The following is a 16583-nucleotide window of genomic DNA, read 5'->3' as shown; positions in this document are numbered from 1 at the left end:
CTATCAAATATGACGATATAGCTTTTTTACCCGGTCAATCCAGCACTTCACCGTTTTAAAAGAAGATGGATGCATTGACGGCTCATGGTTGTTTACATCCGAATGAGACATTCCCCTCTTTCATGGATTGAAACGCGCTTCTGACACCCATAATTATTAGTCACTCTATGACCACTCAAACCTGTGAAAGCAGCGCCCCCAACAGGGACTTCCTGCGCAACCTCTGGCAACTGGCTTTGCCTATTTCCCTGCAATCCATGATGTTTTCCCTGCTGGGCCTGATCGATATTTTTATGGTGTCGCAGCTGGGAGAAACGGAAGTTGCTGCCGTCGGCATGGGTAACCGGATTTTCTTCTTTAACCTGATATTGATTGCAGCACTGGGCAGCGGCATGAGTATTCTGACAGCGCAGTATATTGGTGCCCGGAATATGGAAGGTGTCCGTCGTACCCTGTTACAAACTATTATTGCTGCTCTGGCGGTTACCACACCATTTGCCATTGTTTATCTGTTAATTCCGGAACAGATTATGGGACTGGTCAGTGATGACCTGTCACTGAAAGCACTGGGAAGTAGTTATCTGGTCATAACCGCGCCCTCTTTTCTCTTTGTTGCGATTACCATCCCCCTGGAAGCTCTGCTCAGAACAAATAACGATGCAAGAACACCCACACGCATCGGCTTTATCACCATTCTGCTGAATGTGTTGTTTAACTATTTATTGATATATGGCCATTTTGGTCTGCCAGCACTGGGGGTTGCCGGCTCCGCCTGGGGAACCACCCTGTCCCGACTGATTCAGGCCGGATTGTTAATCTACTATATTCTTGAAGTTCGTCCGGCTCTGAAACCGGTCAAAGCCGATTTTCTACAGTGCAAAAATCGCCGGCACTGGGTGAAATACATTGCTATCTGCATTCCTATGTTGCTTCAGGACGGCCTCTGGTCGTTTGGTCTGGTCATCTACAATCTGATGTTTGCCCAGATGGGCGTAATGGAACTGGCCGTCATGAGCACCATTTCTTCCGTGGAAGGTGTGCTTATTTCACTGTTTATTGGTTTTGCTATTGCGACCTCTATTATTCTTGGCAAGGAGCTGGGTGCCGGTGAATTTGACCTTGCCTGGAAGCAGAGCCGCTACTTTATGCTGGCAGCACCACTGATGGCCCTGCTGATTGGCTTTATCACCTTTATTTTCAATGAACAGATTGTCAGTATGTTTGGCCAGTTTCAGGGTGAAACTCTGAAAATGGCCAGTGAAGTATTAATGATCGCTGGCTTTGCACTCTGTATTCGAGTCATCAACCTGACCGGTATTGTTGGCGTTCTGCGCAGTGGGGGTGATGTAAAAGCCACGGCAGTCATCAATATTATTGGCATGTGGTGTGTTGGTGTGCCACTGACCTGGGCTGCGGTTAACCTCTGGGGATGGCCGCTTTATATGGTCTTTATCTGCGCACTGATGGAAGAAGTGACGAAAGCGGTTCTTGTATTGTACCGGGTACTGGCACGTTACTGGCTGAAAAACCTGACGGTAGAAGGCTAAATAAAGTAGCTGAATCGTTAAGAAAACATTTCTTAATATCTATCCTGACATGCACTTGTGATACGCATTCAGGATTGACGTTTTCAAAAGAATTTTACTCCAATTGTCGTCCACCTTTTTATAGATAAAGTGCTCGCAATCTTCAGTCAATAGCTGTGCACGGGTACATACTACATTGTTAGCGCCTATAATTACCTCTTGTTCTGAATGTCCGTCAGCTTCTGAGGTGTACCTTTCCATCAACAGGTCAGCACTACTTTCAGTTTTGCCCTGGACAAGGCCAAAATCATTATCATGTATTTTCAGGAAATCGAACCATCCTTGATCCGTTGTGATTTGGTCCGCCAGATAGTTTATAAAATCAGCCCGATTATTAACAAGCTGCTTAAACCTGAATTCAAGCTTCGCCATAACATCAGGGTGTTGCCGACCCAAAGAACCATAACGTAGTACGATCTGATTATGTGGGAATCTGCAAATAGTTTTCGCAAACTCATTCTTCACGAACCCTCTGATTTCAGTGGACTCCCCTGATGCGATCAATGATTTTCCATGAACCCTGGTTTCTGATAAAACACGGAACAACGCCTGTTCATTAAAAAACAATTTCAACCGGCATAATAACTTGAGCCATTCAATTTGATTGAATTCATTAACCATACCATCTTTAATATTTATAAAGAGCATTCGGGTTCTAATCCGGTCAATCATTTCGGATGTATGATCCTGGCAATCCTGTTCCTCCAGTGTATTGATCGTCGTAGCGACTACTTCCCCTATTTCACCTATACCGGGAGAATCTATCATGCCCTGCAGGATTTGTAAGAAGTCCTGTGCCATTTCTATTCTTCCGGTATGTGCTTCACCAACCTTCCTTTGTAACTTACGTAAAGCCTGCTGTTGTTCAAGGGTCAATCGCAGCCGAATTTGAGCCATACAAGCATTCACAGCCTGATCTATATCTTCGTGATCTTCCACAACTCCAAGCGAGATAAATCGTGTCCTCAGTATTGCACTATCCCGATGACGCTGCTCAGCCAACACTTCCCGGGATAATCTTTCATCTACCAGGTTGCCCCCCTGTCGATCACCACTCTCTATTGCAGTCTGACGCGCCGAGGCTTCATTTCGTATCTGATCTTCGGTAACGGGTGGCTGATACAGGTTTGGATGACTTTCTAATGTTTGAGCTACCAGATTACATGCCGAGCCAGAATCGGCATCTATTAACAAACAGGCAGGGTAAACTGTCGCATGTAACGTCTGGATGCATGCGAAATTGTCACAAAGCGTGGGTTCTAATACACCACCACAAGAGAAACAGGCAATTTTACTTTCATGTAGGGAAAAATAAAAACCAGCCTCAGCCAACACAAAACAACTACCGAATTGTTTCGGAAAAGAAAATCTATAGGTATGTGAAAAGCCATGTTGCGTCAATGAGTAAAAACGGTCATCGTACTCTTTCATCCGGGAATTATATACAATCGGTGCTGTGTCAATAGTTACACTTCGTTGAACAAGAGGCACTCTTTCTGTCAGATCGGACGAATTGATCCAGCCGACCTCTGTTTCAATGGCGTTAATACAAAGAAATATTTGTCTGTATCCATCATTGTGCAGTATCAGTGATTTCAACCCATCCTGTGACAGCAGGAAGTCAAAGTCAGAACTATATTCAGACACTTTATCCAGAAAACGATCCAGTAATGACGGCTCCGAAAGTAACCACGCAAACTCGGGATAATCATGCCGGACACCGTCTACAGTGCATCGAAAATGCTCAATGCCATTAGTACCGGCAACATCAGCGTATACCTGAGACACAGTGCCAGCCTGCTGCGTAACCTCCCTTGAGTTAAACGTCACCCGATTGACATCAGGCCTAGCACCTCCTGCCGTTTGATAACTTTGATCTCTATAACTGAGCCCCGATACAGAATTGAAGTGGTGGTTAGCCATATTATCAAACCTTCTCTGTTGGTCGGTATCCTGAGGAAAACCGACTTCGGACAATCAGGTTAGTAGAGTGCAGTTTAATGAAAAAGTTCCTTGTGATGATGTCTGGCCCAAAGAAAATCACGAAGAGAAAAACACGAAAAGGTGTAATTCTGGATGGGAAATCGTTCTCCACCCAGAACCTTTCAATTACCAAGCCATTAAATGGCCGTTACACCACCCATATAAGGCTGAAGCACTTCAGGAATATGAATACGACCTTCTGCATCCTGATAGTTTTCAAGAACCGCAACAAGAGTGCGCCCTACCGCAAGACCTGAACCATTCAGGGTATGAACCAGCTCCGGCTTACCAGACTCATTACGGAAACGGGCCATCATGCGGCGAGCCTGGAAGTCTACGCAGTTACTGACTGAAGAAATTTCACGATATTGATTCTGCGCTGGCAGCCAGACTTCAAGGTCATAGGTTTTCGACGCGCCAAAACCTATATCACCGCCACAAAGTGCTACGACACGATAAGGCAGACCTAATTTCTGCAGAATGGCTTCTGCATGACCGGTCATTTCTTCCAGAGCATCCCAGGATTTTTCTGGATGGACGATCTGCACCATTTCCACTTTTTCAAACTGGTGCTGACGAATCAAACCACGGGTATCACGACCATAGCTACCCGCTTCACTTCTGAAACAGGTCGTGTGGGCGGTCAGGCGAATTGGCAGCTGGTTCGCATCAACAATCTGGTCACGTACCAGGTTAGTCAGCGTCACTTCAGCGGTGGGAATCAGGTAGAACTGCTTTTGTTCAACACTACTTTCATCATCACAGACAGTCTTGAACAGGTCTTCACTAAATTTTGGCAACTGCCCAGTACCATAAAGCGCCTTGTCATGAACCAGCAGCGGCGTGATCACTTCCTCGTAACCATGTTCTGTGGTCTGAATATCCAGCATAAACTGGGCCAGTGCACGGTGCAGACGGGCAATCCTACCCCGAAGCATGGAAAAACGTGCACCAGAGATATTGGCAGCAGACTCAAAATCGAGACCTAAGGCTTCACCCAGTTCAATATGATCCTTAACCTCAAATTCGAAATGTCGAGGCTCACCCCAGGTACGAACCAGAACATTATCATTCTCATCCTTACCTTCAGGCACTGAACTATCGGGTAAGTTGGGTACTTCCAGAAGCAGATTATTTAACGTTTCCTGAAGTGCGGCCAGAGCCTGCTCGTTTTCCTTAAGCTCAGCATTCAACTGATCCATGCGCTCTTTGAGTGCTGAAACATCACCACCCTGCGACTTGATCTTGCCAAATTCTTTGGAGCCCGATTTACGTTCGCTTTGCAGCTGCTCAGTTTTGACCTGAAGCGACTTGCGACGCTCTTCCAGAGAAACCAGACGTTCAACATCCAGTTTGTAGTGCTTCTTTAACAGCTGTTGTGCCACAGCCTCGGGTGTGCTGCGAACGAGTTTGGGGTCTAGCATATTCCTACCAAATTTAACGGATGGGATGAAGATTTTCTTACCCACAAAAGCGGGTCAGCTTTTGTTTGTCTGCATGGGGGCAATTGGCAGATAATACACTACGAAGCTGGGGGGTTCGATAATAAACTGCCGATCAATCATCCATTGAGCACCAGTCGGATTCCCTGGTAACCCAGCCAGGTGCCCAGCAGGCAAATAACAACACTGGCCAGCATATAAGCAAAGGCCTCAACGAACTGCTCTGACTGAAAAAGCCGGAAAATATCCAGCGAAAATGTAGAAAATGTGGTCAATGCACCAAGAAAGCCCACAGTAGCAAAATCCTTCCAGATCGGGGGAAGCAGGCTTTTCTCCACCAGACAATACCAGCCAATACCCATAAGGAAGGAGCCAACAACGTTCACCGTTAATGTTGGCAGTGGGAATAGATGATCATTTCCAGATTTGGCATACCATTCGTAAACCAGCGAGCGGGCAACAGCCCCAAAAGCGCCACCTGCTGCTACGGCAAGGTAGTTCAGCATGTATGGGTATTGCATCAGATATTCCTTTTCAGATGAACATCAGAGTAGTCAGGCTTGTTACTCTGAGAGGCTGACAATGACAGGCATTGTAACAAGGATGGCAGTTCGGAGACAAAATCAAATCAGCGGATATTGATTTGGTGATGAATAATCTTAATTCTGATTGAATATTTTCAGATTCCTGTTGTCCAAAGTGATATTCGAAGACATATGCAGGTAATTAAGTTGATTGGTGACGATGCTTTTTTGTTTATGAGTTACAGTAAGACACAGCCTGATAGAACATCACTCAATCATCCTGAAAAAAACTCTGGTTTTTTTGCCATGGCATTCAGCAGGCTTATAAACTTCGGGTTTAGTCCAGACAATTCAATGCCTGCTAATCGTGAAGCTCATGGCCTCGGCACTTCTATTAATGAACGTAAGCTAAGCAAAAGAACCGAGAAGCATTCAGACGAATCCACTGGGTACCTTCAGATCACCTCTGACTGGGGAAAAGAGATAAAATACACTCATAAAGATATGCTTACAGTATTGAGTCAACTATTTGATTTAAAAATAGAATGCAATAACTCATTATTAGGTAAGGGTGCTTTTGGCAACGTTTATTGCTGTGTCGATAAGAGTAATCGCCATTACGCAGTCAAAATCATGAAAGAAAAGAAAAACCCTTCGGAAAGCTTACAGGATAAAAAGGGTGAAATATGCGGCCTGTTGCTTCCGAAACATTCCAACATTGCCAGAGTTTATGCAGTGGTTCTTTATGATAAGAGTAAAAACTCTTTCATTCCAATCAGGTGTGAACAGGATATTCCTGTCGAAGCATATTCTCAATACAAAGTGAAAATAGTGATCAGTGAATATGTGGATGGCTCTGATTTATTTGATGCTCTCTATGGAGAAAACCCAAGGGTGCGTGTAACTTCCGGACCAAAACTGGCTACCGAAATAGCTAGAAAACTACTGCCGACTCTGGAGCATATCCATTATAATGATATAATTTACAGGGATTTAAAATTAAGCAATATTATTATCACCTTATCCGGTGAGATTAAAATTGTTGATTTTGGTCTTTCCCGGTATCTTGAAAAACAAACTCGTAGTAAGTCATTTGTTGGCACCCCATATTATTATTCTCCTGAGATATCCAGGGAGATGTTAGTTAATGAACCTGAGCGTCAGGGGTATACCGGTACAACCGATTTATGGGGGCTGGGCATCACTTTGATGACTTTGATGCTGGAATCAGATCTTAAGGACCTCTATAGAAAATATCAGGGTTCGTATACTTTAAAACCTTCTAATAAAGGTAGTAACCCGTTACTACAGGAAGCGAATGCGCATACTCTCTGGCTTGCAGAATTACCTGAAACAGAAAAAGAAACCTTATTGTTACAGCTGCTGGATGATAAAATTTATTCCGATGCCAACAGCAAAGCAGAAAGAGATAATTTGATAAAGGTTATTATTGGCCTGACAAAAGAAGATCCTGATAAAAGAATGTCGCTGGAAGAAGTCAACACGCAGTTGAATCATGGGTCATCTATCACATCTGTTAATGATACAGCCACCTCTGGCGTTAATGATACAGCCACCTCTGGCATTCCAGATACTAGATCATCAGTAGTGAATGAATTACCTCGAATCTCCGCCAACAGCTCCGAATCAGACAGCAACCCTTCTTGTAATCCGTTACCAGAAAAGCATAAATTACCTGATTACTGATTAACCAACCAATATATGAGGTGAAGAAAAATTCGGTTTTGTTTATCGTGATCTCAATATTAATATGATTGGATAATATCACTTACTTTATTTTTTGAGGGCTTTCTGCATCAAGCCTGTCCAACCAGGCCAGCTTCTCTCGGATTTTGATCTCCAGCCCCCGGTCATTTGGCTGATAATATTTTCGAACCTCCATATCTTCAGGAAAATAACGCTCCCCTGCTGCATAGGCATTGGGCTCATCATGGGCATAACGATATCTATCGCCATAACCAAGACTGCCCATCAATTTGGTGGGCGCATTTCGAAGATGGTTGGGCACCTCATAGGACGGATTGCTTCTAACATCTGCCATTGCTGCCGCCCAGGCTTTATACACCGCATTACTTTTGGGAGCACAGGCACAATAAACCGTTGCATGAGCCAGAGCCAGCAAGCCTTCCGGAGCCCCCAGTCGCTCAAAAGCCTGCCATGCATTGATCGCTATTTCCAGTGCCCTTGGATCCGCATTGCCAATATCTTCACTGGCTATAGCCACCAGACGACGGACTACGTACAGAGGGTCTCCACCGCCATCGACGATTCGTGCAGCCCAATATAAAGCTGCATCCGGGTTGGAGCCACGCACTGACTTATGAAACGCGGAAATGGTGTCATAAAACGTATCCCCGCCTTTATCAAACCGGCGACCGGTATCCGCAAGAATGGCCTGAACCGTGTCAGCAGAAATCATCCCCTGTTCAGCAAGATCCGAAGCAATCTCCAGCGTATTTAAAGCTTTGCGACCATCACCATCGGAATAACGAATCAAGATTTCCCTTGCGCCCGATTCAAGTTTGATACCCTTTCCGCCCAAACCTCTTTCCTCATTGGATACCGCCTGATCAATAATTTGACCAATCGCTTCATTGCCAAGGGTTTTCAGGACATAAACTCTGGCCCTTGAGAGCAAGGCATTGTTCAGTTCGAAGGATGGATTTTCAGTGGTCGCCCCAATAAAGATAACAGTGCCATCTTCTATATGGGGCAGGAAAGCGTCCTGTTGAGATTTATTAAAGCGGTGAACCTCGTCAACAAACAGTACCGTTTTTCTCTGCTGAAAGCGCTGCTCATCCTTTGCCCTTGCCACCGCCTCCCGAATATCTTTTACCCCGGAAAGAACCGCAGAAAGGGTCTCAAAATGAGCATCGGTTTTGGTGGCAATCAGTCGTGCCAGCGTTGTCTTGCCAACGCCGGGAGGTCCCCAGAAAATCATGGAATGGAGCATCCCCTGCTCCAGGGCTTCCCTGAGAGGTTTGCCCCTGGCAAGAATATGCTCCTGCCCCAGATATTCATCCAGAGTCCGGGGACGCATTCTGGCCGCCAGTGGCTCATAGCGGTTAGCAGCAGGAACATCAAAAAGTGAGGTCATACCCCATTCTCATGACGACTTTCATCAATAACGTCGAAGCCAGCCTTCTCCAGCTTTTTGATATCAGGTTCAAACAGATCGTTCGCGACCGGTTGATTTAATTCCACCCGGGTAAAGTCAATACGTCGTTTCCCCCCGAGAGAATCAGCAATACTGATAGCAGAAATTTGATCTCTGGAAAAATGGAGATCCAGTTTTTCAAAAAGGTCTGATGCATTACGAGGCCTGAGGGTATAAACCACCTCAGGACCATAATTCATGCGAGTCACTGCGTAGTCTTTCAGAAACTCACTGGCATTCCCACTGAGCAACTGCACGGCGGTAGGGCCAGATTGATTATCCTGCTGTTTAATCACCACCTGTTTGAAATCCGGATCCAGCATCCAGAGCTTCCCGCCTTTGGCAATAATTTCCTGGTTAAACGGCGATGTAATATTCCAGCGGAACTGATTGGGCCGTTTAAGCTGCATACTCCCCTTCTCCACTTTGGAGCGACCACTTTTATCCGTCTTGGCACCAATGGTACTTTGGGAGAAATTGGCACTGACAGTAATCATCGCCTGTAGCTTTTTGGCCAGTTCATCTGCAGCTTTTGTATCGTGTTTACTATTGGCTGGCGTACTACTCTCAGCCATCGCCAGCGAAAAGGCCTGAACTGATGGCTGTTCAACAGACCAGACAGGCAAGCTGATAGAAAAAGCTAATGGTAAAACAGCAAGTAACCGCATTTTCTTGATCATAAAAATGAACTTATCCAGGCAATAATCATTAGTGTTTGGGAGGTGGCGGAGCAATAACTTCACGGTTGCCATTATTGAATGGTGGACTGACGACACCCGCCGCCTCCATAGCCTCAATCATTCTGGCTGCCCGGTTATAACCGACTTTCAATTGTCTCTGGACAGATGAGATGGATGCCCTTCGTGACTCTGTGACAAAGGCAACCGCCTCATCATAAAGCGGATCCTGTTCACTGTTATCCAACCCTCCCGAAAAAGCACTACCCTCAGCCCCTTCACTGACACCATTGAGAATCTCTTCGACGAAATCAGGTGTGCCTCTTTGTCGCCAGTCAGCCACCACCCGATGAACCTCGTCATCGGCAACAAAGGCGCCATGAATACGGACAGGAACACTGGTTCCTGGTGGAAGATAAAGCATATCGCCATTCCCCAGCAGCTGCTCAGCACCACCCTGATCGATAATGGTCCTTGAGTCGATCTTACTGGACACCTGAAAGCTGATTCTTGTGGGGACGTTGGCTTTAATCAGGCCGGTAATAACATCTACAGAGGGACGCTGGGTAGCAAGAATCAAGTGAATCCCTGCCGCCCGTGCCTTCTGGGCAATTCGGGCTATCAGTTCTTCAACCTTCTTTCCGACAATCATCATCATGTCGGCAAACTCATCCACCACAACCACAATAAAAGGCAGTGTACTCAATTCTGGTGCAATATCGTCTGTGGATACCGGCTGATAAAAAGGATCCCTCAAGGGCTCGCCTTTCTCAATGCCCTCCTTAACCTTGCGGTTATAACCAGCAATATTACGAACACCCATATGAGCCATCAGCTTATAGCGGCGCTCCATCTCCGCGACACACCAGCGAAGAGCATTGGCTGCCTCTTTCATATCCGTTACAACGGGAGCCAGCAGATGCGGAATGCCATCGTATATAGAGAGTTCCAGCATTTTCGGGTCGATCATAATCAACCGTACTTCTTCCGGGTTCGACTTAAACAGTATGGACAGAATCATGGCATTGATGCCCACCGACTTACCAGAACCGGTGGTACCGGCGACCAGCAAATGCGGCATTCTTGCCAGATCAACAATCACAGGCTGCCCGGAAATACCATGACCAAGGGCAAGACTGATGGGTGACTCGGCATTATCAAATGCTTTAGAAGCAATTATTTCACTGAAAAATACGGTTTCACGGTCATCATTGGGTATTTCAATACCCATAACCGACTTCCCGGGAATCACTTCAACCACACGAACACTGACCACCGCCAGCGAACGGGCAAGGTCACTGGCCAGGTTAGTAATTTTACTGGCTTTGGTTCCCGGAGCTGGCTGAATTTCAAAGCGGGTAATAACAGGGCCAGGAAGAACCGCCACCACTTCAATGTCCACATTGAAGTCTTTTAACTTTAACTCCAGAAGCCGCGACAATTGCTCCAGTGTTTCCGGACTCATGGCTTTGCCAGAAGGCCTGGCTTCATCCAGCAGGGAAACCCCTGGCAACCGACCTAAAGGGGTATTTTCCAACAGAGGCAAGGTCATTTCCCTTGCCGGAGGTGGAACGATAATGGGCGCCTTTGGTTTTTCAGGGCTTAACTCTTCACGGTTTAGCTCTGGCCGTTTCTCCGGAACAGGAGCATAAGACGTTTCCTGCCGTTTTAATGGGACAATCTGTTGTAAAATCGGTGGCATAACTGTCTCTGCCTTTTTTTCAGCCCTCGCGGCCAGCCACTCTTTAAACGACACTCTCATTGACAAGAACCGGGTTACCAGCCGATCTCTGCAGAAAGCAATAAAGCGCAGGCTCCAATAACCCACGTTATCCATCAAACGGAACCAGGAGAGATCGGTATAAAGTGTCAGGCCAAGAAAGAACAGCGCCATCAATAATAATGTGCTGCCAGTCACATTAAATGCCGGAAGGAACTGTTGAATCACCAGGGCGCCAATAATTCCGCCACTGGATGAAGGAAACATTTCATTGAGGATATGGTAATGAAGTGATGCCAGTGCAGCACCTGAAGCAATGGTCAGAATAAACCCCGTGCTGCGCACCAGTAACAACCATGAGTTCCATTCGCCGAGCTCATGACGGTAGCGAAAAACCTTGATGGCCTTCAAAACCAGGATGACCGGAACCATCCAGGCCAGAAATCCGAAAAGCGTTAGCAGTAAGTCTGCAGACCAGGCCCCAATTCTGCCCGCACTGTTGGCAATATTATTTACCGAGCCCACATGCGACCAACCCGGATCGTTCTTGTGATAACTGACCAACGCCAGAGACAGGAATGCTGCCAGCACCAGCCAGCCAAACATAATGCCTTCACTTACCCGTGATGAAAGGGTTTCTGCAACCACCTCTCCCCGGGCTGAACGTTTCCGCCGCCGGATAGAGACAGATTCTTCCTGACTGCTATCGGACGGACTGCCCTTTTTACTAACCGACTCTGCCATTCGGCTCCCTGAGATACCTGACTATAAATACAGTAGTTTAACCTGAGAAGATAACACGAGCCCAGAACTGCCGACAATCCTGTCTTGTGGCATTTGTTATGGATTGCTTCTTCCGAAGTGTTTCTTTGGCCGTGTAGATTATATCGGGTGATTGGGTGGAGCTTTCCATCTTTCATGAAATATTCGAGCCAGGAGTGAAACCTGTTAACGTAGCTATATCCCACAATTTATTCTCGACAGTGTGAGTCGTTTGGCTGGAAAGATCACCGATATTTTCGTAGTCAGGTAATCTTTCGCCCCCTCCACAATTACCCAAACCTGTTGCCTGATTTCTGTTTGTAAGATTCGTTGCAGTACAAACAGGTTGCAACCCAATAAAAGCTGACTTGTAGATCTCAGCTTTATTCAGGGCTATTTGACAAGCTTGATTTATTTCCTTATTTTTTTATCGGCTTACTTCCATAATATTTCTATTTTCTCTTCGTTTGCTTTTGATAATTCAAGCTCACTGCCAACACTATGCAAACTATTTTGATATCATTTTAACTGTGCCTCCAGCACCATATTTTGCCGAGTTAAATTCACTACATTAAAACTCAATACAGAAAAATTTTCCTGAAGGCATCTATTGTTTTCGCTTAGTATTTTTATTCCTGCTTTAAGATTATTAATCTCATCTAATTTTTCTTGTTTAGCGTTATTATACTTTATTCTGTCAAAATCATTTTCTTTTTTTAATTCCTTATATTTATTGCAAAAAATCTTTTCTTGTACACGAAGAGCACTACAATCCCTCTCAAAGCGTCTCAAAGTCGACTCCAGAATTGAGACCTTGGTCTTCAACTCCGTTTTTTCTTGATCAGAGGAGCACAAGTCACCCTGTAGCCCACGCCCCAATTGAGACACTCGATCTTTATCAGGTGTAAGCCTACCCACATCGTTCTTTAACGAATTATTTTCTTTTGTGAGTTCGCCGCATACCTCTTCCAGATTATCAACCTTTCCTTCTGATACGTTAAGATCACTACGAGCGGAGTCTAACTCACTCTGTTTAACCGTTAGGATTTTCGTCAGATTTTCGTTTTCTCCCTGCAATTCAGACATTCGTTTATTTATTGATAATAAATTCTGCTCCACACCTTCTTTTGATTCAGACAATTGATTCATATCGGACCCGAGCTTATCAACCCTAGTCTCTAAACACTTCTTTTCTTCTATCAACTCAACTACTTGGCACTGTAATGCATTAGCATAATATTTAGCACTAATTAATTTTTTACTCTGTTCACCCTCAATCTCTCTGGACATTTTCTGCAATTGCTCTTTACTTATTTCCGATAAGTTAAGTTCATCGCGGGCAGTTTTTAAGGCACTCTGCAGATCTGCCATTCTTTTATTCAGCCCTGAGCCCTCCCCCTCTAATTGTGATTTATCATCATTTAAAATTGATAATCTTTGCTCCAGATCATCTTTTGATTTTGATAATGCTTCCATATTCAATCTGACCTCAAGCAAACTACTGCTTAGATTATTTTTACTTTCTATTAGCTCATATATTTGATGCGATTGTTTGGCATTTTCAACCAGCTGCGCAGCAAGATCGTCACTTGCCTGATCAGGCAATGCACTTGATCGATATTTTTCTACATCAATAGAAGCAATTGAGGATTTCGTTAATTCACTTCCTAATCCCATACACTGTTGAGAAAGTAAATTCATCACTTTATCTTTATATTGGATATTTTTCTTAGCATTATCTAGATCCGCATTCAGTCTATCAACATCCCTCTTCAAGCTTTCATTTTCATCCTTAAAAATTCCATAAATAAAATCATGTTCTTTAGCTGTCATTTGTTTATAGGCCTCGTTTTTCTTCTTTTCCTGGCTTAAAACTTTCCTCTGTTCTTTTTCAGAACATTGCAGTTTGTCTCTTAACACCCCCAATTCTCCTATTAATTCTCCTATTAATTCTTCATTCTCCTTTAATAATGCAGTATCAAGAGATACACGACGTTGCTTAAATGGTAAAGTCACACCCAATTCTTGTGATGCACCAGGACGCTTTCTGTCACTACCATTAATGGTGGTAACAACCCTGCCAGATACATGTGGAAGTATCCCATTAGGCTCTCGCACTCCATTACTATCAGACTGATCACCCTCCGCCACTGCAACATCGCAAGGACTAAACGGGGAATAAGTTGCTCGATTTAACCCTTCTTCCATATATTCGCCTTAATTTTGCAATTGCCTGAAATATTTCTCAGATTCGGGGCAAACATTAGCCCTTACTAACCGACATTTACTATAGTCGCCGCATAATAATGCCGCTATCGCTGTGCAATATTCGCACATTTTTACCATCGGAAAATATACATTATATAGCAACAATTAACTTCAGCATGAGTCATTGTAATATTGAATAATGGCTGCTGTAGTCGAACGTTCAAATATTTTTTGAAAGTAAACTCCCGGCAAGGTATTTTATAGAGCTACTTATTTTTTAGACAGGGCGGTTACAGCCCAAATGTATGGCCAATGTAAATGTTTCGACGATCGCTGTTTACCTTTCCGCAAAAGTTAACCCGTAACCCGGACGCCTCCCTTGGACTGCTGTTGATCATCCTTATCAGCAGTATTCTTTTCTCACCGCTGATCATGGAGCACCAGTCCCTTGGCGGCACCCTTTTCTCCTGTCTGATGATTGTCGGGTTTGTCTTAACCCTTCGATCCCTGACGGAGACCACCCAGCGAATTCGCCTGTGGCTGCAAGCGACCGGCATCGCCATGGTTATTCTCAGAGGCTTTGCAGAGTTCCCCCAATCACCGCAATGGCTATCCTTCTTCATCTTGATGGCCAGTATGCTGTTCCATCTGGGCATGATGCTTATGCTGATCCGACACCTTTTCAGTGTTAAGCCCCAAGCCGAAAAGCTGCTGGCAGCCATTAACTTCTATTTATTGACCGGCATAACATTCAGCTACCTTTACCTGACGGTTAATCTGGTTTCTCCTGGTGCATTCGATCTGGCCAACCAGAGTATTTCCAGCTGGCCAGATTACCTCTATTTCAGTTTTGTCACCCTGACGACCCTGGGATATGGCGATATTCTGCCACTGAGTCCACTGGCGCAGAGCCTGGTATCACTGGAGGCCATTGTTGGCGTGTTAAGCCCAACGGTGATGATCGCCCGGTTTGTAGGAAAATAGTGCCAGCTCACTCTTTGTTTACCATCATCCCGGTCAGCAACAGATAGCGATCATAATCATGAAGCCCCTGCACCAGCCGGTCCGAAATAGCATGAAAGCCATTCATGGCTCCCAGCAGCACACCGGTCAGTGCCGCCCGGGCCATATTGTTACCGCCCCCATTAATGGCCGACAGTACTCCCTGTTCAAACTGGTCAAAGTAACGATGCATCAGATAGTAAGCACTGGGCAGCAGGTGAGTCAGCTGGCAATCCATACCATAGACCTGACTGACATGCAGTGCCGGCTCTATCCGAACGGTTTCAGGCTGCCATGCAACACGCCCGATGCATGGGGTCAGAAGGTTATCGAAACGCTGGATACCAGCCATTACCCCGGGGTGTTTAACCATACCGGTCAAATAAGCCGGCAGTTCAGCTAATGGGATACTGTTGGCCATGGCCTGTACAACCAGGGCGAAAACAATGGCGTTTTGACGAATAAAAGGTTCCCGATAAAAGGTTTGCAGGAGTTTTTCAGCCGTTTCCACCAGCTCTACAGGATCGTCAATAACCAGGGCAAGAATCGCAACAATCTGCGCGCCCTCAGAAGTATCACAACTCGATGCAACGGCAGGATCACCCCAGTGCAAACCGGCTCGCCTGCCTTTGATCAGGTCTACCATCAACGCATCGGTATACCGTCCGGAAAAAGATTCTCCTGATAATGGCGCATAGAAATCATCCAGACGCTCCAGGAAATCGGCCTGTTCAAAACCATCGCAACTGGCGAGGGACTCTATCAGTAAGACAACCACCTGCCCGGTTTGCGAAAGATCACCCGCCCTGACACCCTGCTCATAGCGATAATGGCTGATATTGGCAAAGCCATGACTGCCACTGACGGCAGGATCCTGATAACTGTCGATCCATGGGCCATAGTCTTGCTTTAGCTGATCCAGTTCATAGTACCACTGAGTTCCGATACCAAGGGCATCGCCAGCCAGCAGTCCGAAAACCCCACCCTTAACACGGTTAAGCTTATCAAGATGCAATGGGTATTCTTTGGTAGTTGATATTGACTCCATAAACCCGCTCCTTAGGATCTGTCCTGAAATAACTTCCCCATTTCAACAAACGCTGCCCGTTACCCGAAAAAGCCAGAGCCGCTTTTACGGGTAACGGGTAGTGGCGTTTTAAAGACCCAGTAAAATGCGGATCTTATTTCGGGACAATTACTTACCTGCCTTCCCTCTCCTTTTTTCCCTCCCTGACCTTTATTTATTACCTTCTGATAAGGTGGCTGTTCTACTTCTTTTCTCACGTAAAAGCGTGGTTTTAAAATTTCTACAGTTGCTCATGGTCGAACCGATAAACAGTAGTAACCAAGGTTTCCCACTTTTGAGCTAACTGGAAAAGATCAGAACCATGTTAAAAAAACTGATAAGCACAGCCATCTTAAGCAGTGTTATCGGGAGCGTATCTGCAAACCCCGAACTGGGCTACATGACCCTGAACACTGATCAGTACCATTTCTTTAA

General features: G+C 45.4%; 11 protein-coding genes. 3 read left to right on the top strand and 8 right to left on the bottom strand.

What is annotated here, in order from left to right; translation table 11 throughout:
• The first annotated feature begins 167 nt into the window (after positions 1-167).
• A complete protein-coding gene (locus RM811_RS01860; protein WP_402520209.1) occupies positions 168-1547 on the top strand; it encodes an MATE family efflux transporter in 1380 nt (459 codons plus the stop codon).
• Between the two features lie 39 nt (positions 1548-1586).
• Here RM811_RS01860 and RM811_RS01855 read toward each other — a convergent pair whose 3' ends face one another.
• The 3 genes from RM811_RS01855 to crcB all read right to left on the bottom strand — a co-directional run bounded on the left by RM811_RS01855 (position 1587) and on the right by crcB (position 5532).
• Positions 1587-3233: a hypothetical protein gene (locus RM811_RS01855; RefSeq protein WP_402520207.1), complete on the bottom strand. Its 1647-nt coding sequence runs from the start codon at positions 3231-3233 to the stop codon at positions 1587-1589.
• Between the two features lie 473 nt (positions 3234-3706).
• A complete protein-coding gene (gene serS, locus RM811_RS01850; protein ID WP_402520205.1) occupies positions 3707-4993 on the bottom strand; it encodes a serine--tRNA ligase in 1287 nt (428 codons plus the stop codon).
• Positions 4994-5130: 137 nt separating this feature from the next.
• The gene (gene crcB, locus RM811_RS01845; protein WP_402520203.1) at positions 5131-5532 is read right to left on the bottom strand and encodes a fluoride efflux transporter CrcB; all 402 of its coding nucleotides are present in this window, start codon (positions 5530-5532) and stop codon (positions 5131-5133) included.
• 210 nt (positions 5533-5742) lie between these two features.
• On the opposite strand from crcB, the gene RM811_RS01840 reads away from it, so the two are divergent.
• A complete protein-coding gene (locus RM811_RS01840; RefSeq protein ID WP_402520201.1) occupies positions 5743-7242 on the top strand; it encodes a serine/threonine-protein kinase in 1500 nt (499 codons plus the stop codon).
• A gap of 82 nt (positions 7243-7324) precedes the next feature.
• On the opposite strand, the gene RM811_RS01835 is transcribed toward RM811_RS01840, so the two are convergent.
• From RM811_RS01835 to RM811_RS01820, 4 genes are all read right to left on the bottom strand, one after another.
• Positions 7325-8653 (bottom strand): replication-associated recombination protein A, encoded by a 1329-nt coding sequence (locus tag RM811_RS01835; RefSeq protein WP_402520200.1) that lies wholly within the window; start codon positions 8651-8653, stop codon positions 7325-7327.
• A complete protein-coding gene (gene lolA / locus RM811_RS01830; RefSeq protein WP_402520198.1) occupies positions 8650-9393 on the bottom strand; it encodes an outer membrane lipoprotein chaperone LolA in 744 nt (247 codons plus the stop codon). Before lolA ends, RM811_RS01835 begins: the two co-directional genes overlap by 4 nt.
• 28 nt (positions 9394-9421) lie before the next feature.
• Positions 9422-11854: a DNA translocase FtsK gene (locus RM811_RS01825; protein ID WP_402520196.1), complete on the bottom strand. Its 2433-nt coding sequence runs from the start codon at positions 11852-11854 to the stop codon at positions 9422-9424.
• Positions 11855-12391: 537 nt separating this feature from the next.
• The gene (locus tag RM811_RS01820) at positions 12392-14080 is read right to left on the bottom strand and encodes a hypothetical protein (protein WP_402520194.1); all 1689 of its coding nucleotides are present in this window, start codon (positions 14078-14080) and stop codon (positions 12392-12394) included.
• A 318-nt stretch (positions 14081-14398) separates the two neighbouring features.
• On the opposite strand from RM811_RS01820, the gene RM811_RS01815 reads away from it, so the two are divergent.
• The gene (locus RM811_RS01815; protein ID WP_402520192.1) at positions 14399-15064 is read left to right on the top strand and encodes a potassium channel family protein; all 666 of its coding nucleotides are present in this window, start codon (positions 14399-14401) and stop codon (positions 15062-15064) included.
• Positions 15065-15071: 7 nt separating this feature from the next.
• Here RM811_RS01815 and RM811_RS01810 read toward each other — a convergent pair whose 3' ends face one another.
• A complete protein-coding gene (locus RM811_RS01810; protein WP_402520190.1) occupies positions 15072-16130 on the bottom strand; it encodes an ADP-ribosylglycohydrolase family protein in 1059 nt (352 codons plus the stop codon).
• Positions 16131-16583 lie beyond the last annotated feature (453 nt).

This window comes from Endozoicomonas sp., assembly GCF_031844845.1.
Classification (GTDB): domain Bacteria; phylum Pseudomonadota; class Gammaproteobacteria; order Pseudomonadales; family Endozoicomonadaceae; genus Endozoicomonas.
This window is presented reverse-complemented; position numbering and strand designations above follow the sequence as displayed.